The 20,967-nt window shown below is 66.6% G+C and carries 19 protein-coding genes; 13 read left to right on the forward strand and 6 right to left on the reverse strand.

Annotated features, from left to right (window positions below):
- Positions 1-170 precede the first annotated feature (170 nt).
- From GV792_RS18800 to GV792_RS18810, 3 genes are all read left to right on the forward strand, one after another.
- Positions 171-1,478, forward strand: coding sequence for an N-acetylmuramoyl-L-alanine amidase (locus GV792_RS18800; RefSeq protein ID WP_163825461.1), 1,308 nt, complete (start codon positions 171-173; stop codon positions 1,476-1,478).
- A gap of 90 nt (positions 1,479-1,568) precedes the next feature.
- Positions 1,569-2,603 (forward strand): CobW family GTP-binding protein, encoded by a 1,035-nt coding sequence (locus GV792_RS18805; protein WP_163825462.1) that lies wholly within the window; start codon positions 1,569-1,571, stop codon positions 2,601-2,603.
- 173 nt (positions 2,604-2,776) lie between these two features.
- A complete protein-coding gene (locus GV792_RS18810; protein ID WP_036538696.1) occupies positions 2,777-2,965 on the forward strand; it encodes a hypothetical protein in 189 nt (62 codons plus the stop codon).
- Between the two features lie 37 nt (positions 2,966-3,002).
- Here the strand turns inward: GV792_RS18810 and GV792_RS18815 are convergent, their stop codons facing one another.
- From GV792_RS18815 to GV792_RS18830, 4 genes are all read right to left on the reverse strand, one after another.
- Positions 3,003-4,010, reverse strand: coding sequence for an AraC family transcriptional regulator (locus tag GV792_RS18815; protein WP_163825463.1), 1,008 nt, complete (start codon positions 4,008-4,010; stop codon positions 3,003-3,005).
- A 178-nt stretch (positions 4,011-4,188) separates the two neighbouring features.
- Positions 4,189-4,620 carry a molybdenum cofactor biosynthesis protein MoaE gene (locus GV792_RS18820; protein WP_163825464.1) on the reverse strand — a complete coding sequence of 144 codons (432 nt, stop codon included), beginning with the start codon at positions 4,618-4,620 and terminating at the stop codon, positions 4,189-4,191.
- Entirely contained in the window at positions 4,607-5,665 is a 1,059-nt protein-coding gene (gene moaCB, locus GV792_RS18825; protein WP_163825465.1) for a bifunctional molybdenum cofactor biosynthesis protein MoaC/MoaB, read from the reverse strand. The genes GV792_RS18820 and moaCB overlap by 14 nt, the downstream gene beginning before the upstream one ends.
- Positions 5,662-6,882, reverse strand: coding sequence for a molybdopterin molybdotransferase MoeA (locus GV792_RS18830; RefSeq protein ID WP_163825466.1), 1,221 nt, complete (start codon positions 6,880-6,882; stop codon positions 5,662-5,664). Before GV792_RS18830 ends, moaCB begins: the two co-directional genes overlap by 4 nt.
- A 130-nt stretch (positions 6,883-7,012) precedes the next feature.
- Between GV792_RS18830 and moaA the strand changes: the two genes are divergently transcribed.
- The 4 genes from moaA (at position 7,013) to GV792_RS18850 (ending at position 10,388) form a co-directional block, all read left to right on the forward strand.
- Complete coding sequence (moaA, locus tag GV792_RS18835) at positions 7,013-8,071, forward strand: GTP 3',8-cyclase MoaA (protein ID WP_175583143.1); 1,059 nt, start codon at positions 7,013-7,015, stop codon at positions 8,069-8,071.
- A complete protein-coding gene (locus GV792_RS18840) occupies positions 8,064-8,306 on the forward strand; it encodes a MoaD/ThiS family protein (protein WP_163825467.1) in 243 nt (80 codons plus the stop codon). The genes moaA and GV792_RS18840 overlap by 8 nt, the downstream gene beginning before the upstream one ends.
- Before the next feature lie 86 nt (positions 8,307-8,392).
- Positions 8,393-9,106 (forward strand): YciI family protein, encoded by a 714-nt coding sequence (locus GV792_RS18845; protein ID WP_163825468.1) that lies wholly within the window; start codon positions 8,393-8,395, stop codon positions 9,104-9,106.
- 10 nt (positions 9,107-9,116) lie between these two features.
- Complete coding sequence (locus GV792_RS18850) at positions 9,117-10,388, forward strand: RNA polymerase sigma factor (protein ID WP_163825469.1); 1,272 nt, start codon at positions 9,117-9,119, stop codon at positions 10,386-10,388.
- 52 nt (positions 10,389-10,440) lie between these two features.
- Here GV792_RS18850 and nadE read toward each other — a convergent pair whose 3' ends face one another.
- Together nadE and GV792_RS18860 are read right to left on the reverse strand one after the other, a co-directional pair.
- Positions 10,441-11,265: an ammonia-dependent NAD(+) synthetase gene (nadE, locus tag GV792_RS18855; RefSeq protein ID WP_163825470.1), complete on the reverse strand. Its 825-nt coding sequence runs from the start codon at positions 11,263-11,265 to the stop codon at positions 10,441-10,443.
- 6 nt (positions 11,266-11,271) lie between these two features.
- A complete protein-coding gene (locus tag GV792_RS18860; protein WP_256668368.1) occupies positions 11,272-11,937 on the reverse strand; it encodes a TetR/AcrR family transcriptional regulator in 666 nt (221 codons plus the stop codon).
- A 117-nt stretch (positions 11,938-12,054) separates the two neighbouring features.
- On the opposite strand from GV792_RS18860, the gene GV792_RS18865 reads away from it, so the two are divergent.
- The 6 genes from GV792_RS18865 (at position 12,055) to eccCb (ending at position 20,802) form a co-directional block, all read left to right on the forward strand.
- Positions 12,055-12,624, forward strand: a complete 570-nt coding sequence (locus GV792_RS18865) for an NAD(P)H-dependent oxidoreductase (protein WP_163825471.1) — start codon at positions 12,055-12,057, stop codon at positions 12,622-12,624.
- A gap of 489 nt (positions 12,625-13,113) precedes the next feature.
- Positions 13,114-13,344 carry a redoxin NrdH gene (locus GV792_RS18870; RefSeq protein WP_163825472.1) on the forward strand — a complete coding sequence of 77 codons (231 nt, stop codon included), beginning with the start codon at positions 13,114-13,116 and terminating at the stop codon, positions 13,342-13,344.
- Positions 13,345-13,384: 40 nt separating this feature from the next.
- Positions 13,385-13,852 carry a class Ib ribonucleoside-diphosphate reductase assembly flavoprotein NrdI gene (nrdI, locus tag GV792_RS18875; protein ID WP_163825473.1) on the forward strand — a complete coding sequence of 156 codons (468 nt, stop codon included), beginning with the start codon at positions 13,385-13,387 and terminating at the stop codon, positions 13,850-13,852.
- A gap of 62 nt (positions 13,853-13,914) precedes the next feature.
- Positions 13,915-15,996, forward strand: a complete 2,082-nt coding sequence (nrdE, locus tag GV792_RS18880) for a class 1b ribonucleoside-diphosphate reductase subunit alpha (protein WP_256668369.1) — start codon at positions 13,915-13,917, stop codon at positions 15,994-15,996.
- Between the two features lie 131 nt (positions 15,997-16,127).
- Positions 16,128-16,487 (forward strand): hypothetical protein, encoded by a 360-nt coding sequence (locus GV792_RS18885; protein ID WP_163825474.1) that lies wholly within the window; start codon positions 16,128-16,130, stop codon positions 16,485-16,487.
- On the forward strand, positions 16,480-20,802 hold the full coding sequence (eccCb, locus tag GV792_RS18890) for a type VII secretion protein EccCb (RefSeq protein WP_163825475.1): 4,323 nt from the start codon (positions 16,480-16,482) through the stop codon (positions 20,800-20,802). Before GV792_RS18885 ends, eccCb begins: the two co-directional genes overlap by 8 nt.
- Positions 20,803-20,967 lie beyond the last annotated feature (165 nt).

Consider the following 20,967-nt stretch of genomic DNA (forward strand, 5'->3'; position numbering starts at 1 on the left):
CGTCTCTTCCTTCGGCACTGACGGTAAACAGTCATGTCTCAGATCACACTTCGATAACGGGGGTTGCGCTGCGGTTGCCGCTGTGACCAGAGTGAACCACTGGGTTTGGTGTTGCTAGTGGGAAGCTAGTGGGAAGGGAGGGGCGCTCCGTCCCGGGGCGCCGACCGCACATGAAGCCGAACATCGTCAAGGCCGGTATCTGCGCCGCCGTCAGCGCGGCGATGACGGTCACCCTGTCCGGTGTCACCGCGTCCGCCGAACCGATTTCGCCGGACATGGCCACCAAGCTGGCGGGCAAGACCGTTTTCCTCGATCCCGGCCATCAGGGTCCGAACCACACCGAGAACTTGTCCCGCCAGGTCAGCGATGGCCGCGGCGGCACCAAGGACTGTCAGACCACCGGCATGACCTCACTCAACGGGGTCGCCGAACACACCATCAACTGGAATGTCGCCCAGTTGGTCAAGACCTCGCTGGAAAGCCTCGGTGCCGAGGTGCTGCTCAGCCGTCAGGACGACAGCGGCTGGGGCGGCTGTATCGATGAGCGGGCCAGGGCCGCCAACGAATCCGGTGCGGCCGTCGCGGTCAGCATCCACGCCGACGGAGCTCCCGCGCAGTATCGCGGATTCCATGTCATCGTGCCGCAGCTGCCGATTCCGGATGCCGCTGCCGACCGGGCGCAGTCGACCGGCGGTCTGGCGGCGTCGAAGTCGATGCGCGATGCCTACCTGTCGTCGGGGTTCCCGTCGGCGAACTACGCGGGCGTGGTCGATGGTCTGCAAACCCGCGCCGATGTGGCCGGACCGGCATTGACCACCGTGCCCGATGTGTTCATCGAAATGGGCAACGGCGCCAACCCGGAGGACGCCGCACTGCTCGAAAGTGACGATGGTCAGCTGAAGCACGCCATTGCCATCACCACCGGCCTGGTCGGCTACCTGCTCGGTGCGCCCCCGGCGGGCGACACCCCGGTGGCGGCGCCCGAGAGCGGTGTCGACAGTCCGGCGGTCGCGCCGGCTCCGGCGCCGCAGACACCCGCGGCCGCACCCGAGAGCCCGGCGCCGTCGACGACCACGACGCCGTCGACGACCACGGCGCCGACGACCGAACCCGCTCCGGCCGGGGCGCCTGCGCCGTCCACCTCCCAAGCGCCGACCACCACGACCACCACCACGGCTCCGGCCGCGCCAGCGCAGCGACCGGGCATCAACAACTCCCGGACCGCTCCCGGCGCGAACGCACCGCAGTCGACGCCCTCGACCACTACGCCGAAGGCGACGCCGGGCACCACCACACCGCCGAGCGGATCGAGCAGTAAGACGCCCGAGCCGGAGTCCGACAACGGTGTGGTCGGCACGGTGATGGAGTTGCTGATGCCGCTGGCCAAGGCGCTCGGCATGGACGACACCGCGATCACCGCGGAACTGATCAACCTCGCCTACACCCTGGCCGCCGCGCTGTTCTCACCGACAGACTGAATCCACGGCCTACCCGGATGCCCACCTGCCCGTAGCCGGTGGGCATCCGGCTGTGCGGAAGGTGTCGGCCGGTGCCAGTAGGGTGTCCGGGTGGCCCAGTCGATTCCTGTCGTGATCGTCGCCGGGTTTCTAGGGTCCGGCAAAACGACGTTGCTCAATCATCTGCTCCGCGACAACCGCGGCACCCGGATCGGAGTCGTTGTCAACGACTTCGGCGCGATCAATATCGATGCGATGCTGGTGGCGGGCCAGGTCGATGCCATGGTCTCGCTCGGTAACGGCTGCGTGTGCTGCGCGGTCGACGTCAGCGAGCTGGATGAGCTCTTCGATCGCCTGGCCCAGCCCAGTGCCCGAATCGATGTCATCGTGGTCGAGGCCAGCGGCCTCGCCGAACCGCGCAACCTCATCCGGATGGTGGTCGGCAGCGATAATCCGCGTATCCGCTACGGCGGGCTGGTGGAAGTGGTCGACGCCGAACAGTTCCCGGACAACCGTGCGCGGCATCCGGAACTGGCCGACCATCTGCGCCTGGCCGATCTGGTGGTGGTCAATAAGGCCGATCGCGTCGATCAGTCCCGGCTGATGAGTCTGCGCGAAGAGATCGCCGCACTCATCGACCCGGCACCGGTATATGCGACTACGCACGGCCGGATCGAACCCGGGCTGCTCTTCGACGAACCGTTGCGCGAAGCGCCGCGGGCGGCGCAGCAATTGAGTTTCGACGAATTGCTCGCCGAACATCACCACGATCCCGCCGACGGGCATCGTCATCTGCACGACGAATACGACACGGCCTCGTTCACCAGTGCAGGCGATCTCGATCCGCGATTGCTGGCTCGTTTTCTGGAGGATCCGCCGGCCGGTCTGTTCCGTGCGAAGGGTTTCGTATCATTCGCAGTCGCGGGCGAACACCGAAAGTTCGTGCTGCATATGGTAGGTCGGCATATCGTGTGTGGGCCGACGAATTGGCGCCGCGGTGAGGAACGCACCACCCGGTTGGTGCTCATCGGTTCGGGTCTGGATACCGAGCTGGCCCTCGAGCGTTTGGGCGAGGCCGTGCACGCAGGCGATGAATTGCTCGACGCACAATCAATGCTGCCGATCTGGCGTCACGTGCCGCACTGAATCCGAAATTGGCGCGTTTATCACTAATCTGGCGCAATAGGCGCTGGCGTCGCCGCACTCATCGCACAAAACTCGAAACATGTTCGCTGTGTCGCCGCGCTAGGCGTGTCGCCTAGCGATAGCCCCGGTGCAATGCGGACAGTACCGAGTTCGCTCGACGAGGGGAGAGTGCCATGTACGCCACCAGGGAGACCGCCACCGCCTATGTGATTGCCGCGCTGGAAGCCAAGGGAACGGCGACCCGCTACGATTTCGACGTACCCGCCATCGTCGCCGCCTCGCACGCTGCCGCCAGAAGCTGGGACTTCCGGTCCATCGAGGGTGGAACCTTCTGGCGCATCGCCGCCCGTTTCCTGAAGTAGCGCCCACGGCCGAACGCCGCCGGCCGGCCGGCGGCGTTCAGTCCAACTGCTCGCAGCGGCGGTGTGCCGGGGTGACCGACCAGCGCTGTGCCGCACGCCGAATCGAACCCGGATCGGTGTAGCCGAGCAACTGGGCCTGGCGGGCTCGGGTGAGGGGACCGGTCGCGGTGGCCTCCGCCAATCGGATCGCGCGCGCCCGGTCCACCTCTTGACGCCACGTCGTCCCGGCCTCCATCAGTCTCCGCTGCAAGGTCCGTGGGCTGGTGGCCATCCGCCGGGCGACGGCCTCGAGCGATATCTCACCGACCTCCAGCGCCTTGGCCAGGGTTGTCGCGACCTGGTCCGCCCAGGTGGTGGCCAGCGGGGGCGGCGGCGGCAGCGCGTCGGCCAGTGGTCGCAGCACCGTGGCAAGCGATGGGTCGGTGGACGTCAGCGGCAGATTCATATCGGCCGCCCGGAACGTGACCGTATCGACGGACGCGTTGAACTGGATATCGGTTGTGCCGAATACTTCGACAAACGTGTCCAGCGACCTCGGTGCCGCCTGGCGCAGCCGAACTCGGACCGGGATCACCGGTGCCGCGATCACCAGGCGGCTGCGGGTCACGGCCGCCGCCAGTGCCCACAGATGGATTTGCTGACGGCTGTGGCCGTCGGTATCGACCATCTCGATGGAGAGGGTGATTTCGTCGTCGCCCTCGGGGACCAGGCCCCAGCGGTGATTGGTGGTCACCGCGGTGACGTACGGTCCGAGGGTGTGTAGGCCGGAGCCGAGGTCGGGCGCCGTGGAGAACAAGTAGTCGTAGAGGCCCAGGCAGCCAAGGCTGTATCTGTTCGCCACTCGTAGTGGGACATTCGGATCACCGAGTTCGTGTTCGGCGACTTCCCACAGCCGTGCGAAGATCTCGCTCGGAACATGTGCCTCCGGGCTGGCCAGTGCCCACCCGGGAAGGCCGATGTCGCGGATCAGCTTGTCGCGGTCGAGTCCGGCCGCGGTGAGCTCGCCGATGACGAAGCGATGCAATGAGATCTGGTCAGTTCGCAATGCCCCTCTCCTGTTCGGGAGACCGTTCAGCGCCTGGGGGCAACCGTATACGGACATCCCACGATTCGTCATGAAAAAGGGCGCAAAGTTTACCCGATGGAATCTCGGGGTAAACATGGAAAAACTGTCGCGTGTGCGACATCTCGAGCTATGGGCGAGTGTCGCGCCGTTGACATCGTCAGCCGCAGGCGTTGACCCACTCCGACAGTCCGTCGGCGAACAGCTGCCGCTTCCAGATCGGCACCTCGTGTTTGATGCGGTCCACCAGCTCGGCGCAGGCAGTGAATGCCTCGGCCCGATGCGGTGCCGCGACCGCGACGACGATGGCCAGATCGCCGACCGTCAGATCGCCCACCCGATGAACGGCGGCCACCGGAAGTCCCGACGATGCGGCCTGCTCGGCGCAGCACCGATGCAGGAATCGTTGGGCTTCGGGGTGGGCCGAATATTCGAGCGCCGAAACCGCCTGCCCACCATCATGGTTGCGCACCACGCCGGTGAACACGACGACCGCGCCGTGCTCGGGACCGGCAACGGCGGCATCCACCGCGACCGGATCGAGCGGTTGATCACTGATCTCGGCCAATCGCACCAGATCATCCGTTGTCATGGTCACCGCCTCCTGCGACCTGTGCGAGCAGATGCTCGAGCAGCGGCTCGAGCACTGCGATACCGTCCTTGACGCCGCCGGGTGAGCCCGGCAGATTCACCACGACCGTCCGCCCGGCCAGACCCGCGACACCTCGGCTGAGCGCCGCGAGCGGGAACTTCGCGGTGCCACGCTGCCGGATGGCTTCGGCCACGCCGGGCAGTTCCCGATCCAGCACGGCAAGGGTGGCTTCCGGAGTGGAATCGGTGGGGGACGCGCCGGTGCCGCCGGTGCTGAGGACCAGGGCGGGGGCTTCCCGCAAGGCATCGGCAAGCCCAGCCGCGATATCGGCGTCGGCGTAGATCAGTGGACCGCGCACCGAGAAGCCGAGTGCGGTCAACCATTCGGCGAGCGCGGGTCCGGTGGTGTCGGTGCGGGTGCCTGCGGCGGCTCCGGTCGAGGCAACCAATACGACGGCCGATCGATTCGGAAGCGCGGGTGTCGGCTCTGGCGCCGCGGCAGTAGTGACCGATTCCGAGGCGGTGACCTGACCATCCGGTGCCGCTGTTTCGACTAGGCTGGTGCCTGTCCGCGACTCCGGTCGCTCCCAATGTCCACGTTTGCCACCCTCTTTGGTGAGCAGCCTGACCCCGGTGAGCACGGCAGCCGGATCGACGGCCTTGACCATGTCGTGCAGCGTCAGCCCGGCGACCGCCACAGCGGTCAGCGCCTCCATCTCGACACCGGTGGGGCCCTTGGTCTTCGCTGTCGCCTCGATGGTGATCGCGTCCTCGGTGAATCCGAACGCCACCTTCACCGACGACAAGGCCAGCTGATGGCAGAGTGGGATCAGTTCGGAGGTCTTCTTCGCACCCGCGATACCGGCGATCCGCGCGGTGGAGAGCACATCGGCCTTGGGCAGATCATCGGCCCGCACCAAGGCGACCACATCGGCGGTGGTGCGCAATTCACCCGCCGCGACCGCGACCCGTGTGGTCTCGGCCTTGGCACTCACATCAACCATATGGGCGCGACCCTCGGCGTCCACATGCGACAACTCGTTCACAGCGACCACACTCGCACAGGCGCACCGACCGGCAGGGCACCGACCTCGGCGGGCACATCGATGAGCACGTCGGCCGCTGCCATGCTCGCCACCAGATGCGAACCCGGTCCGGACACCACCTCCACCGCGCGCGGCCCGCCCGCCGTGTGCGCCAGACGCCCGCGCAGGAACTGCCGCCTGCCCTGCGGTGATCGGATCGCGGTCAACAGCGGCAGCTCGAACACCTCGATCTCCGGCAGCCCCGCGAGACGACGCAGTATCGGCCGCGCGAACACCTCGAACGACACCATCGCGCTCACCGGATTTCCTGGGAAGCTGAGCACCGGAACACCGTCGACGACGGTCAGGCCCTGCGGCCCACCCGGCTGCACGGCGACCGAGCCGAAGTGCCCGCCCATCGGTTCCAGCACATCCTTGACCACCTCGAAGTCCCCCTTGGAGACTCCTCCGGTGGTGAAGACCACGTCCGCGGAACCGGTTGCGGCGGTCAGTGTTCGGCGGAACTGGGCGGGCTGATCGCCACTGTGCTCGACGGCGGTGACGGTGACGCCGTTGGCGGTGAGCGCCGCGGCCAAGGCGATGCCGTTGGAGTTATAGATCTGTCCGGGCCGCAGTGCGGTGCCCGCGGGTACGAGTTCGTCACCGCTGGTGATCACCGTGGCGCGAACCGGCTGGAACACCCGTACGGTCGGCAGTCCCACGGCAGCGAGGGCCGCGATATGCCGGGCAGCCAGCGTGGTGCCCGCGCCGACCAGCTCCTCGCCCGCGCGGACATCGGTGCCCGGCTCGCGCACGTATTCGCCTCGGCTGCGGCCTCGCTCGATGGTGACCGAGCCGGCCTCACCGCCGGCGTCCTCCACCGGGACCACGCAATCGGCGCCCGGCGGAATCGGCGCCCCGGTCATGACTTTGCGCGCGGTCCCCGGCGCCAGCGGCTCCAGACCGGGATCGCCTGCCGCGACGACACCGGACAGTGGCAGCGTCACCGGTGTGACGGCGACGTCGTCGGAGCGCACCGCATAGCCATCCATCGCGGAATTGCGGAAGACAGGTAGATCCAGGGGTGCGCGCACCGTATCGGCCAACTGCCTGCCCAACGCGGCGGACACGGCGACGGTCTCGACCGGCCGCGCCGCGAGCGGACGCAGCAGCGCTTCGATGCTGTCGCGGTACTCGTCGACGGACCGGACAGCGACGGTGGCGGACCGGATAGTCATGCGATCAGCCTAATCGCAGGTCGCGGGCATGGTCACCGCCCTCATCTCACCTGCGCGCATTGGAGTTCGTGAGGTCGGAAGACGGCGACGGCACCGCGGCCCCGCCGGGTGCAAGGGTCATAATGGAGGGGTGACGCTGGTCGAGATGGGTATCCCCGCCGTGCGGTCAGGGCGTCCCTCGCTCGAAGGCCGCCCCGAAACGCCGCTGCTCGTGGACCGATTCGGCCGCGTCGCGCGCGATTTGCGGGTCTCCATCACCGAGAAATGCTCGCTGCGCTGCACCTATTGCATGCCAGAAGAGGGCCTGCCCGCGATCCCGCGCGACGAACTGCTCACCGCCGCCGAGATCGTGCGTTTGGTCACCCTCGCGGTGCGGGAGCTCGGCGTGCACGAGGTCCGCTTCACCGGTGGCGAGCCCCTGATGCGCCGGGACCTGGAAAGCATCATCGCGGGCTGCCATGAGCAGGTCCCCGATACGCCGCTGGCCATGACCACCAACGGCGTCGGCCTCGAGCACCGGGCCCGTGGCTTGGCGCGGGCCGGGCTCGGCCGGGTCAATGTCTCCCTCGACACCGTTGACCGCTTCGGGTTCGCGACGCTCACCCGTCGCGACCGGCTCGATTCGGTGCTCGCCGGTATCCGCGCCGCCAGGGATGCCGGATTGGCGCCGATGAAGGTCAATGCGGTGTTGATGCGCCAGACCCTGGCAGGTGCGCCCGATCTGCTGCGCTGGTGCCTCGACGAGGACTGCGAGCTGCGGTTCATCGAGGAGATGCCGCTGGACGCCGACCACGAATGGGCGCGGACCAATATGGTCACCGCCGCCGAACTGCTCGATGTGCTCGGCACCCGATTCGAACTGACTCCCGCCGGACGATCCGACCCCTCGGCCCCTGCCGAACGGTGGCTTGTCGATGGTGGCCCCGCGACTGTCGGCATCATCGCCTCGGTGACCCGCAAGTTCTGCGACACCTGTGACCGCACCCGGCTCACCGCCGACGGCATGCTGCGTTCCTGTCTGTTCAGCGATCAGGAGTTCGACCTGCGTGCGGTACTGCGCGCCGGGGCGGACGATACCGAGATCGCCGAACTGTGGCGCGGCGCGATGTGGAACAAATGGGCAGGCCACGGCATCGACGCGGCCGGTTTCATCCCACCCGAACGGACGATGGGAGCCATCGGTGGTTGAGGTCCGCTATTTCGCCGCCATCGCCGACGCGGTCGGCAAGGACACCGAATCGCTCGACCTACCCTCCGGCGCCACCATCGGCGACCTGCGCACGGCGCTGGCCCGCGCCTACGGCCCCGGTCTGGACAAGATGCTCGACGTCTGCGCCTATCTGGTCGGCGACGAACTCACCCGCGACGCCGCCGCGGCGCTGACACCGCGAGTCGACGTGCTGCCGCCGTTCGCGGGTGGCTGACACCGCGCTGTCGAGAAATGCGATCCCCATCCGTCGTGCTGATGAGAGGGGTATCGGGCTCCTCCGATTCGAGGAAGGAAGACGCCATGCATTACCTGGCATTGCTCGTCGGGCGCGATGACGATCCGGAGGCCCTTCCGGGCAGCCCCGAGTTCGATGCGGAAGTCGAACGCTACGCGGAGTTCGACCAGCGGGTCGCCACAGCGATCGCCGGCGGCGCCGCACTGTATCCGTCGAGCACGGCGGTGCACCTCACCCGCGATGGCGACACCACACTGGTGACGGACGGTCCATTCGCCGAAGGCGCCGAAGTGGTCGGCGGGTTCTACGTCTTTTATGTCGCCGACCTGGACGAGGCCATCCAGCTCGCCCGGCAACTACCCGCGGTCGAGTCGGGCGCGATCGAACTCCGTCCGCTGGTGCAGTGGATGCCGCACGGCACACCGGCCGCCGATTGGTGGATGGCGCTGCTGTGGGATCGCGCCGACGCGGTGATCGAGCCGGACACACCCGAATGGGAAGCCATGGCCACCGAGCATCAGCGGTTCGCCGAGCACGCTGGTGCGGCGATCCGTGGCGGCGGCGCGCTGCGTCCGCCCTCGACCGCGACGACCTTGCGCGGGCGCGATGGCGAGTTGCTGATCACCGACGGCCCATTCGGAGAGACCGCTGAGGTCGTCGACGGGCTGTACCTGTTCTCGGCGTCCGATCGCGCCGCCGCCGCCGAGATCGCCGCGCTGATTCCGATGGGCGACAAGGGCCGCACCGAACTGCGGCAGGTTGTCGACCTCGGCGAATGACGCGCCGACCATGACCGATCCGGCCGGACTCGATGACGTCTACCGCGCCGAGTTCGGCCGGGCGGTCGCCACACTGGTGCGGTTGACCGGCGATATCGGGCTCGCCGAGGACGCGGTGCAGGAGGCGTTCGCCGACGCGCTACGCACGTGGGGGCGTGCCGGCAGACCCGACAACGCAGGCGCGTGGATCACCACCGCCGCCCGCCATCGGGCCCTCGATCGTCTGCGGCGGGAATCCTCGCGGGACGCACGGGAACTGGCCGCCGCCCAGCTCGTGCCGGACAACGAGGAGCCGGACGTGTCCAGTATCGCCGACGATCAGCTGCGGATGATCTTCACCTGCTGTCATCCGGCGCTGGCACCCGAGTCCCGGGTCGCGCTGACGCTGCGGTTGGTGTGCGGGTTGCGCACTGCCGAGATCGCCAGGGCGTTTCTGCAATCCGAATCCACTGTCGCGCAACGACTCAGCCGGGCGAAGGCCAAGATCCGCAATGCCGCGATCCCACTGCGTGTGCCACCAGAACACCTACTGCCCGAGCGCACCCCGGCGGTGCTGTCGTGCATCTATCTGGTGTTCACCGAGGGCTACTTCGCCACGTCCGGACCCGACGCGGTGCGTGATGAATTGTGCGACGAGGCGATTCGGCTCGGCACACTGCTGTGCGCGCTGCTACCGGGCGAGCCGCAGGCGCGGGCCTTGTTGGCGTTGATGCTGCTCACCGATAGCCGTCGCAGCGCGCGTCACGGCCGCGATGGCGAATTGCTACCGCTCGAGGAGCAGGACCGCGGTCGCTGGAATCGGACGGCCATCAGGGCGGGCCTGTCCTGTCTGGTATCCGCCGCCGAGAACGGTGGTGCCGGAAAGTATCTCGCCCAGGCTCGGATCGCGGCGGCGCATGCCATCGCGCCGAGCTGGGAGCGGACCGACTGGGCCGTGGTCGTCGCCGCTTACGATGACCTGAGCGTCTGTGCGTGGACACCGGCGGTCATGGTCAATCGTGCAGTCGCCGTCGGATTCCGTGACGGTCCGGACGCGGGACTCGAGGCATTGGACGAGATCGCCGACCATCCTCGGCTGGCCGGCGGGCATCTGGTTCCCGCTACCCGTGCCGATCTGTTGCGCCGGTCCGGACGCTGCCGAGAAGCGGCCGTGCACTATCGCACCGCACTTGCTTCCGTCGGCAACGATCCAGCCGCCCGGTTCCTGCGCCGCCGCCTGGCCGAAGTGCTCGCGGCCGGTGGAGCGGACACAGACGAGGAGCCGGAGCGATCGCGCCAGTGACCGGGACTGCCGCCGATCTCGCGAGCGCCCGCTGTGGCGCCGCAGTGCCGCTTCAGCGCCACCAGTCGTCGAGAGGAGTGACTGGAACGGTGCGCTTGTGGCGGGTCCTGGTGTAGATGGCTTCCACCCGCTCGGCGACCTCCGCGGTGACCTCTTTGCCCTCGAGGTAGTCGTCGATCTCGCTGTAGCGCAGGCCGAGTGCTTCCTCGTCGGGAAGGGCCGGGCGATCGTCTTCCAGATCAGCGGTCGGGACCTTCGACCAGATGGACGCGGGTGCGCCGAGCTCCTGGAGCAGTGCCGCGCCCTGGCGCTTGGTCAGGCCGGTGAGCGGAGTCAGGTCGACGCCGCCGTCGCCGAATTTGGTGAAGAATCCGGTGACCGCCTCCGCGGCGTGATCGGTGCCGACCACCAGCAGGTTCTCCTGTCCGGCGACGGCGTATTGGATCACCATGCGTTCGCGGGCCTTGATGTTGCCGCGCACGAAATCACGCAGCTTGTCGGTCTTCAGGCCCGAGGCGACTTCCGCCGCAACGGCATTGGCGCCCGGCCTGACATTGACCACCACCGACCGCTGCGGTGCGACGAAGGTCATCGCGACTCGGGCGTCGGCCTCATCGGACTGGACACCGTAGGGTAGTCGGACCGCGATGAAGGTGGCGTCGACCCCGTCGGCCTGCAATTCCTCGGTCGCCAACTGGCACAGCCGCCCGGCAAGGGCGCTGTCCTGGCCGCCACTGATGCCGAGGACATATCCCTTGGTATGGGTGGCGCGCAGGTAATCCTTGAGGAAATCGATCCGGCGCCGGACCTCGGTTTTCGGCTCGATGGACGGCTGGACGCCGAGCTCGGCGATGATCTGTGCACGCAGGTTCCCCATAGCCGCTCACTCTACTGGCGCTGGTGGCCCCGCCACACGACGAACGAGCCCTTCCCAATGATCTCCGATCTGATCTCTGGTGTAGCCGAGGGCGCGGATCTGGTGCAGCACCAGCGTCGCGCTCAAGGCGGCGAGCAGAGAATCGGCCAGGAGCGGGATATCGCCGGGGGTTCCCGCCTCGCGCAGCAGCATCGACACGTGGGTTTTGAGAAGGTTGTAGGGCAGCCCGCCGTAGCGCTCGTCGGCCGGCCCCATCTCGGCCGCCCGGTGCAGCTCGCCCTCGACCTCGATATCGAGCAGCCGTGCCCGTCCGAAGGCCACCAACCGCTCCACCGGCGGTGCGCCGGGACCCAGCGGGGGTGGCCCGAACATGAACGCTTCCTGGGATTTGCGTTCGGAGTGGTCGAGTAGCGCCAGCATGAGCCCGGTCCGATTGCCGAACCGGCGGAACACCGTCCCCTTACCGACGCCCGCGCGTTTGGCCAGCGCGTCCATGGTCAGGCTGTCCACCCCGTGCTCGCGCACCAGCTGTTGCGCCGCGTCCAACAGCAGCTGACGGTTGCGCGCGGCATCGGCGCGTTCGGTGGGTACGGAGGTGCCGGGCAGCGGTGCCCCGATCGACAGCAGCGGTCGGGGGTCACCGGTGCGACCGGACGCGACGGGGTCGGTCATAGGGGTGTTGTAGCTCACTGGGGGCTCGCCTACTCCGATTGGAATGATTCGGACCGTGGTCCGGTTATTACTCGGTAGCTTACATCGGCAGTCATATCCAGTAGACCAGGAGAAGTCATGAGCAAGACCCGCATCCTCACCCTCGTTGGGAGCCTTCGCGCAGGATCGATCAACCGGCAGCTTGCCGAGGCCGCGGTGCAGATCGCGCCCGAGGGCGTCGAGATCGCCATCTATCAGGGACTCGCCGACATCCCCTTCTACAACGAGGACGTCGACGTCGAAGGTTCGGTGCCCGCCGCCGCGCGGCAGTTGCGTGCCGCCGCGGCCGAGGCCGACGCCCTGCTGCTGGTGACCCCCGAGTACAACGGCACCCTGCCTGCCGTTCTGAAGAACGCCATCGACTGGCTGTCGCGGCCGTACGGCGCCGGTGCCATCAAGGCCAAGCCCGTGGCGGTGGTGAGCGCCTCCATCAGCCCCAACGCAGCCAAGTGGGCGCACGGTGACGCGGTGAAGTCGGTCGGCGTGGCCGGTGGGCGTGTCGTGGAGACCGCGCATCTGCACTTCGGCACGATCGGCGAGCGGTTCGGTGCGGCACATCCGCGCGAGGATGCCGAGGCGCTGATCGAGCTGGGCGCCACGATCACCGAGCTTGTCGGGTCGGCGCGTGCGGAGCTCGTATCGGCCTGATCTCTGGACTGCCTCCGGTGCCGCCCTCATCCCTGCCGGGATGAGGGCGGCACTGCTGTGTGCCGGGGGCGGTGAGTGGCCCGCCGGACGTGGTGGCGGTGGGGCTCGATAGACGCAGGAGGCGCTCGAGGCGCTTGTGGCCGGCGTGATGCAAGGGTTTGCTGGGGAAGCGCCACAGCGCCAAATCGTGATCTGTGCCACTGCTGTGTCGGCTTGCGAATCGAGTGTCCAGGGACTTACGGCAAAGGAATTTCATCTTTGTGACTCGCAACATGTCGTGTTGTTCCAATGTGTCGGCCACTAGGTGTAGTGTCTTCGGTACTGGAGCAGGGCAAGCGCGAGTACCTCGCCCGACCCAGTGAGGACCGGCCCGAGCAGGGGATTTCGGGCCAGATCCAAGAGTTTGCGCAGCAACATCGGATCTTGCTGTCACAGGCACTGCATACGGATCACCGGCTGTGGATCAGGCATAGGAGAGAGGGACATCAATTGACCATCACCGTGTACACCAAGCCCGCTTGCGTCCAGTGCAACGCCACCTACAAGGCCCTCGACAAGGCTGGGGTGGATTACGAGATCATCGACATCTCCGAGAACACCGAGGCGCGTGACTACGTCATGGCGCTTGGCTACCTGCAGGCCCCCGTCGTCGTCGCGGGCGAGGTGCACTGGTCCGGCTTCCGGCCCGACCGCATCAAGTCGCTGGCCGTCGCGGCCTGAGTAGCCGCATCCGGCCTTCCGGTGGAGAAGGGAGGTGGCCATGTCCGAATCACCGGACTATGCGCTGGTCTACTTCTCCAGCGCATCGGAGAACACACATCGTTTCGTCGAGAAGCTGGGTATCCCGGCGACTCGCATACCACTGCACACCGCCGATTCGCTGCGCGTCGACGAACCCTACGTGCTGATCGTTCCCACCTACGGGGGCGGTCGGCACGTTCTCGGGGGGAGCCGGTCCGATAAGGACTTCGTACCGCGGCAGGTCGCCAAGTTCCTCAACGATCCGCACAACCGCGCTCTGTTGCGCGGCGTCATCGCGGCCGGTAACACGAACTTCGGCGAGACCTTCTGCTATGCGGGAGAGGTGATCTCGCGTAAATGCGGAGTGCCGTACCTGTATCGCTTCGAACTCATGGGAACCGCGGAGGACGTCGAGCGCGTCCGAGAGGGATTGGGATTGTTTTGGCAGCAACAACGACAGCACCGTCCGGTAAGACGGCCCGCCTAGAGCAGGCCCCGATCCGGGGCGCGGAGGGCGGCGAGGTACTCGACTACCACGCTCTCAACGCGATGCTGAACCTGTACGGACCGGACGGTGCGATCCAGTTCGACAAGGATCGTGAAGCCGCCCACCAGTACTTCCTGCAGCACGTCAATCAGAACACCGTCTTCTTCCACAATCTGGACGAGAAGCTGGACTATCTGATCGACGAGAACTACTACGAGTCCGAGGTGCTGGACCAGTACAGCCGGGAGTTCATCAAGAGCCTGTTCCAGCAGGCCTACGCCAAGAAGTTCCGGTTCCCGACCTTCCTCGGCGCGTTCAAGTACTACACCTCGTACACACTCAAGACCTTCGACGGCAAGCGCTACCTGGAGCGGTTCGAGGACCGGGTGTGCATGGTCGCGCTGACCCTGGCAGCCGGTGACGAAGTGCTGGCCCGCGAGCTGGTCGAGGAGGTCATCGACGGTCGCTTCCAGCCCGCGACCCCGACCTTCCTCAACTCCGGTAAGAAGCAGCGCGGCGAGCCGGTCTCCTGCTTCCTGCTCCGTATCGAGGACAACATGGAGTCCATCGGGCGCTCCATCAATTCCGCACTGCAGCTGTCCAAGCGTGGTGGCGGTGTGGCGTTGCTGCTCAGTAATATTCGTGAGCACGGCGCACCGATCAAGAAGATCGAGAACCAGTCCTCCGGCGTCATCCCGATCATGAAGCTGCTCGAGGATTCGTTCTCCTACGCCAATCAGCTCGGCGCACGTCAGGGCGCGGGCGCGGTGTACCTGCATGCGCACCACCCCGATATCTACCGCTTCCTCGATACCAAGCGGGAGAACGCGGACGAGAAGATCCGCATCAAGACCCTCTCGCTCGGTGTGGTGATCCCAGACATCACCTTCGAGCTGGCGAAGAAGAACGAGGACATGTACCTGTTCTCGCCGTACGACGTGGAACGCATCTACGGTAAGCCGTTCGCCGATATCGACGTCACCGAGAAGTACTACGAGATGGTCGACGACAAGCGCATCCGTAAGTCGAAGATCAAGGCGCGCGAATTCTTCCAGACCATCGCCGAGCTGCAGTTCGAATCGGGCTACCCGTACATCATGTTCGAGGACACGGTGAACCGGGCCAACCCGATCGCGGGCAAGATCACCCACTCCAACCTGTGCTCGGAGATCCTGCAGGTCTCCACACCGTCGGAGTTCAACGACGACCTGTCCTACGCCAAGGTCGGCAAGGACATCTCCTGCAACCTTGGTTCGCTCAACATCGCCAAGTCGATGGACTCGCCGGACTTCGCCAAGACCATCGAGACTTCCATCCGGGCGCTGACCGCGGTCTCGGACCAGACCCACATCTACTCGGTGCCCTCGATCGAACAGGGCAACAACCAGTCGCATGCGATCGGTCTCGGGCAGATGAACCTGCACGGGTACCTGGCGCGTGAGCGGATCCATTACGGATCCGCTGAGGGCATCGACTTCACCAACATCTACTTCTACACCGTGGTCTACCACGCGATCCGGGCGTCGAACCGCATCGCCATCGAGCGCGGTAGCTACTTCGGTGGTTTCCCGGAGTCGAAGTACGCAAGCGGTGAATACTTCGACAAGTACACCGATCAGGTGTGGGAACCCACGACCGACCGGGTACGTCAGCTGTTCGACGATGCGGGCGTGCACATTCCGACCCAGGAGGATTGGCGCGAGCTGAAAGCCTCGGTCATGGAGCACGGCATCTACAACCAGAACCTGCAGGCGGTGCCGCCGACCGGCTCGATCTCCTACATCAACCACTCCACCAGCTCCATCCACCCGGTGGCGTCGAAGATCGAGATCCGTAAGGAAGGCAAGATCGGCCGCGTCTACTACCCGGCGCCCTATATGGACAACGACAACCTCGAGTACTACGAGGACGCCTACGAGATCGGCTACGAGAAGATCATCGACACCTACGCCGCGGCCACTCAGCATGTGGACCAGGGTCTGTCGCTGACGCTGTTCTTCAAGGACACCGCCACCACCCGCGATCTCAATCGGGCCCAGATCTACGCCTGGCGCAAGGGCATCAAGACCCTGTACTACATCCGCCTGCGTCAGATGGCACTGGAAGGCACCGAGGTCGAGGGCTGCGTGAGCTGCATGCTCTGATGCGCAATCCCACCTAGAACGTGGCGCGGGCCGGTGAACGCCGGTCCGCGCCATCTCTTTTGGACGGCCTGTCGGTGGACGGCGCTATTGTGGACACATAGGGAGTGTGTGACGCACAAGGGGCGGTGGCCATGGGTGATGTCGTGTTCGTGATCGATGGTGGTTCGCGCCGAGGGCCGGACTGGCTCGACCAGGTGACCGGCGAGCTGCGTGCCGACCTGGAGGAGATCCGCGGCCTCAGCGTGCGACAGGTTTCCGGCGTGGCCGTCGACGGTGCGAAATCCGGTGTGGTGGAACAGATCGGACAGCTTGCGGTGTCCGGCGGCGCACTCGGCACAGCGGCCTGGGTGGTTCGCGATATCGTCGCCAAGTTCATCGACCGGGCGGGCGCGCGGTCGATCACCATCAAAAAGGGCAAGAAAGAGGTCACCATCACCGCGGCCTCGGCCGCGCAGATAGACCGGCTGCTGGAGCTGCTCAGCGATGAGTAGCCCGGCAGGGCAACGCATCGCGTTGTTCATCGCCAACGACACCTACCATTTCGACGGGCTGTCGCGGCTCTACGCGCCGGTCTCGGATGCCGAACAGTTGCGAGAGTTGTTGCGTGATCCGGAGATCGGCGGGTTTCGCCCCACCGATTTGCTGGTCAACGAATCCAAGGCCGAGATCGAGCGCAGCATCGAACGATTGTTCCGCGGCGCCTGCCCCGACGATGTTGTGCTGCTCTACTTCTCCGGACACGGCCTGCGTACTCGGCAGAATCTGTATCTGGCCACCAGCAACACCGATCCGCAGCTGCTGTCGAGCACCGGGATCTCGGCCACCTTCATCCGCGAACTGATCAAGGATTCGGCGGCCGCGGCGAAGGTCATCCTGCTCGATTGCTGCTACAGCGGCGCCTTTCTCGGTGCCGACGTCATGAAGTCGACGCCGACGATCGACGACGTCGGCCAGGAACTCGCCGCAGGTGACGGCATCTGTGTGCTGACCGCGACCAGCGCGGTGGAAACCGCCGAGGACGGCCGCGGCGCCGCCGACCAGTCCGCGCCGCTGTCGATCTTCACCGCCGCCATGGTCAAGGGCATCGGTACCGGGCTCGCCGACAACGGTAGCGGTCGTATCAGTGCCCACGATCTGTGGACCTACACCCTGGCCGAAGTGCGCAGCCGCACCAGCAGGCAGACACCGAACCACTACGGCCTGCTCAAGGACGAGGTCTATATCGCCAAGGTGCGGCGCAGACATCCGGGCAACGCCGAGGTGGGCGATCGGGTCCAGCTCGGGGGTCTGCTCGGTCGGCTGGAGCAGGACTCCGCGCTCGGCCTGCGCGCCGAAGCCTGGTGGGGCACAGGACGTTTGAAGGTGCCGATCGGTCAGGAACGCCGGACCGATGGTGCGGCGGGGGAGACGGTGTGGCTGGATCTGGCAGGCCCGGACGGCAATCTGCTCGTCATCGGACGCGCAGGCGCGGGTAAGAGCACCCTGCTGCGCACCCTCGCCGGATCGCTCGCGCTCACCCACGCGCCCGACGAGGCGCAGATCTACGTCCTCGAATCGAGCAACCGCCTCGGCTCGATGGGTGCGCTGCCGCATATCGCCGGAGTCGCGGGCGACGACGAACCCGAACAGGTGCTGTCGCTGTTGCAGACGCTCGTGGCCGAGATCCGGGCCAGGAAGAAGATGTATCGCGCCAACAACATCGACTCGCCCGCCAGCCTGCGCGCGGCACGCTCGGTGCTGGTCGGCGGGCCTGCCGCCGACATCTTCCTGCTGCTGGATCGGTGGGGTGATTTCTGCGAGCAGATACCGGACTTCGCCGCCATCCTGCGTCACGTGGCCAGCGCAGGCCCCGAATACGGCGTCCATGTGGTGGCCACGGCGCGTGACTGGACCGAGGCGCCGGACTGGCTGGCCGATCTGCTCCCCGCACATATCGAACTGCGGCTGCATCGTCCGCACGAATCCAGGATCCATTCCGAGCGGGCGGGGCGACTGCCCGACGGTCCCGGGTGGGCGCTGTATCGGGGACGGCCGTTCCGCGTCGCGATGCCCGACCTGCGTGAGCTGCCGCCGGACAAGATGGTGCTGCCCGATCTTGCCGATGGCGCGGCCGAGCTGGTCAGCCGGGTGGCTGGTGCGTGGCCGACCCGACCCGCCGACGGTGAGGTCCGGCGCCCGTCCTTCGGCGGCAACGTCGATTTCGCCGACCTGTTCGGTATCGGCGCCGATGACCGGCTCGACCTCGAGGTGGCCTGGCAGCACCGGTCCAAACACGAGCGGCTGCGCATCCCGATCGGTGTCACCCATCAGGGCGAGACGGTGGAGCTGGACCTCAAGCAGGTCGGCGAATCGGGGATGGGGCAGTACGGGCTGCTGGTCGGCGCCACCGGGTCGGGTAAATCGATGTTGCTCAAGGACATCGTGCTCGGACTGGCCGTCACCCATCCGCCGGAAGCGGTGAACTTTCTGCTCGTCGATTTCCGCGGCAGCGAGACCTTCGACGGGCTGCAACCACTCCCGCATGTCTCGGCGGTGGTGAATGCGCTGGCCGCCGAGCTGCCCCTGGTCGACCGGCTCATGGCCACGCTCGCGGGTGAGATCGAACGGCGCAGGCAAGCGCTGCGGCGGCACAACTGCGCCGATCTCGCGGCCTACGAGTCGGCCCGCCGCCGCGGCCGGGATCTGGAAGCGCTCCCCGCGCTGGTGCTCGTCATCGACGAGTTCACCGAACTGCTCGCGCAGAAACCGGATTTCGGCGACACGCTGGTCGCCATCGCGCGCCGTGGCCGTGCGCTCGGGCTACACCTGCTGCTGGCGTCGGCTCGGCTGGAGGGGTATCGGCTTGGACCGTTCGAGGCCTATTTATCGTTCCGGATCGGCCTGCGGATGTTCTCCGCCGCCGAATCGCGGATGGTGCTCGGCGTACCGGACGCCTACGAGCTGCCGAGCACGCCCGGATTCGCGTACCTGAAAGCCGATGCCGCCGCACCGATCCGGTTCAAGACCGCCTACCTCGCCCGCCCGGAGCGCCGCCACGATCAGGACAGCGAGACACGGGGCGTGCAACGTACTCTGCTGGATTCGCTGGTGTCACAGGTGCGGGCCGCGGGGGAACAGGCCCGCCGGATCTGGTTGCCGCCGCTGTCGGAACCGGTGACGGTCGCCGAGCTGCTGAGTGACCGGCGGTGGGCGCCGGGCGGATTCGGCAAGCTGGAACTGCCGGTCGGCATCGTCGACGATCCATTCGAGCAAGCGCAGCGGGCACTGGTGCTGTCACTGGGCGGTGACGACGGCAATGTCGCGGTCGTCGGTGGAACGCGTGCGGGGAAATCGACGGCATTGGCCACGATCGTGCTGTCGGCGGCCGCTTCCCATACACCCGAACAAGTTCAGTTCTACCTGCTCGATATCGGTGGCTCACTGGCCGATCTCGACACGGTGCCGCATGTGGGTGCGGTGGTGGGGCGCAACGAACCGGATCGGATGCGGCGCACCGTCGCGGAGGTCGCCACGGTGCTGAGCACCAGGCGTCGCCGGTTCCAGGAATGGGGTGTCGGCTCGATGGCCGAATTCCGGCGGCGCCGCGACATAGCCTCGGATCCGGTGCGGTCGGACGAATTCGGTGATGTGTTCCTCGTCGTGGACGACTGGGGCTATGCGCGACGCCACGACGAAACGCTCGAACAGCAGCTCATCGACCTCACCGCCGACGGCCTCGGCTACGGAGTGCACGTCATCGTCTCGGCGGTGCGGTGGGCGCATCTGCGACCGGTGTTCCGGGAGCGATTCGGCACCAAACTCGAACTGCGCCTCGATGATCCGGGCGAATCGGAGTTCACCAGAAATGATGCCGCCAGGGTTCCCGGCACACCGGGACGCGGTGTGATCCGCGCCGGAACGGCGGTCAAAGCGATGATGATGGCCCTGCCGCGGCTGGAACCGGAGCCGGATCCGGGCGCCGCACCCCATGCCGCTCTCGCCTCGGCCCGCATGCTCGCCCAGCGATATCCGGACCGGCGCGCGCCCGAAGTGCGCGCGTTGCCGACGCGTGTCGCCCGGGAGAACGTGCTGGCGATCGCGGCGGCGGAGGGGATCGAGCAGACGGCGGGCCATCTGGTGGTAGGCCTGCGGGCCACCGACCTCGCCCCGCTGGTACTGGATTTTACGAAGCAACCACATCTGCTGGTCTTCGGTGACGCCGATTCCGGGAAGACGACGCTGCTCGCCAATATCGTCGACGGTATCGGCCGCTCGGCTACCACCGACGACGCGGCGATCGTCATCATCGATCCGGCGCGCAAACTGCTGGATGTGTCGGCTGGGCTGCCACATGTCGTCCGGTACTCGCCGTCGGCGCAGGGGATCAGCGGATCGGTCGACACCATCACCCAGTACATCGAGAAGCGGGCGGCTGGGCCGGATGTCTCACCGCAGCAGTTACGTGACCGCAGCTGGTGGCATGGGCCCGAATTGTTCGTGATCATCGACGACTACGAGCGGGTCTGCGCCGCGTCCACCGGTAATCCGCTCGCGCCGCTGGCCGAACATCTCGCGCATGGCCACGATATCGGGCTGCACGTGATCATCGCGCGATCCAGTTCCGGCGCCGGCCTCGCGCTGCACGACCCCGTCCTCGGCCGTATGCGTGATCTCGGCGTCGATGGTGTGGTCCTGAGTGGTTCACCCGAGGAGGGCGCGCTGCTCGGCGCCGTCCGCCCCGCCACCCAGCCGCCCGGCCGAGGCACCTACGTCACCCGTTCTCGTCCTCCGGAACTGGTCCAGATCAGCTATCTGCCGCAGCTCTGAGCTACCGACACGCCCGGGAAGCAAAACGCCGTGTGACGACCGTGTCGATGCGCGACCGGCGAAGATGGGATGTATCCTGCACACGAATGCGTTTGCATGAGTACCGGTGGTCGACCGTCCGCCGGTAGGTGCCTGCCAGCGGTGTGACGCGGCGGCGAATCCGGA

The organism is Nocardia cyriacigeorgica, from assembly GCF_010868145.1.
Lineage (GTDB): Bacteria > Actinomycetota > Actinomycetes > Mycobacteriales > Mycobacteriaceae > Nocardia > Nocardia cyriacigeorgica_D.

Bases quoted from the DNA above. Each gene is read 5' to 3' on its own strand.
- nrdI (WP_163825473.1), top strand. From the start codon at position 13,385: ATGTCCGAATCACCGGACTATGCGCTGGTCTACTTCTCCAGCGCATCG.
- GV792_RS18865 (WP_163825471.1), top strand. From the start codon at position 12,055: ATGAGCAAGACCCGCATCCTCACCCTCGTTGGGAGCCTTCGCGCAGGA.
- GV792_RS18800 (WP_163825461.1), top strand. From the start codon at position 171: ATGAAGCCGAACATCGTCAAGGCCGGTATCTGCGCCGCCGTCAGCGCG.
- GV792_RS18810 (WP_036538696.1), top strand. From the start codon at position 2,777: ATGTACGCCACCAGGGAGACCGCCACCGCCTATGTGATTGCCGCGCTG.
- GV792_RS18860 (WP_256668368.1), bottom strand. From the start codon at position 11,937: ATGACCGACCCCGTCGCGTCCGGTCGCACCGGTGACCCCCGACCGCTG.
- GV792_RS18845 (WP_163825468.1), top strand. From the start codon at position 8,393: ATGCATTACCTGGCATTGCTCGTCGGGCGCGATGACGATCCGGAGGCC.
- GV792_RS18885 (WP_163825474.1), top strand. From the start codon at position 16,128: ATGGGTGATGTCGTGTTCGTGATCGATGGTGGTTCGCGCCGAGGGCCG.
- GV792_RS18830 (WP_163825466.1), bottom strand. From the start codon at position 6,882: ATGACTATCCGGTCCGCCACCGTCGCTGTCCGGTCCGTCGACGAGTAC.
- nrdE (WP_256668369.1), top strand. From the start codon at position 13,915: ATGCTGAACCTGTACGGACCGGACGGTGCGATCCAGTTCGACAAGGAT.
- GV792_RS18850 (WP_163825469.1), top strand. From the start codon at position 9,117: ATGACCGATCCGGCCGGACTCGATGACGTCTACCGCGCCGAGTTCGGC.
- nadE (WP_163825470.1), bottom strand. From the start codon at position 11,265: ATGGGGAACCTGCGTGCACAGATCATCGCCGAGCTCGGCGTCCAGCCG.
- GV792_RS18820 (WP_163825464.1), bottom strand. From the start codon at position 4,620: ATGACAACGGATGATCTGGTGCGATTGGCCGAGATCAGTGATCAACCG.
- eccCb (WP_163825475.1), top strand. From the start codon at position 16,480: ATGAGTAGCCCGGCAGGGCAACGCATCGCGTTGTTCATCGCCAACGAC.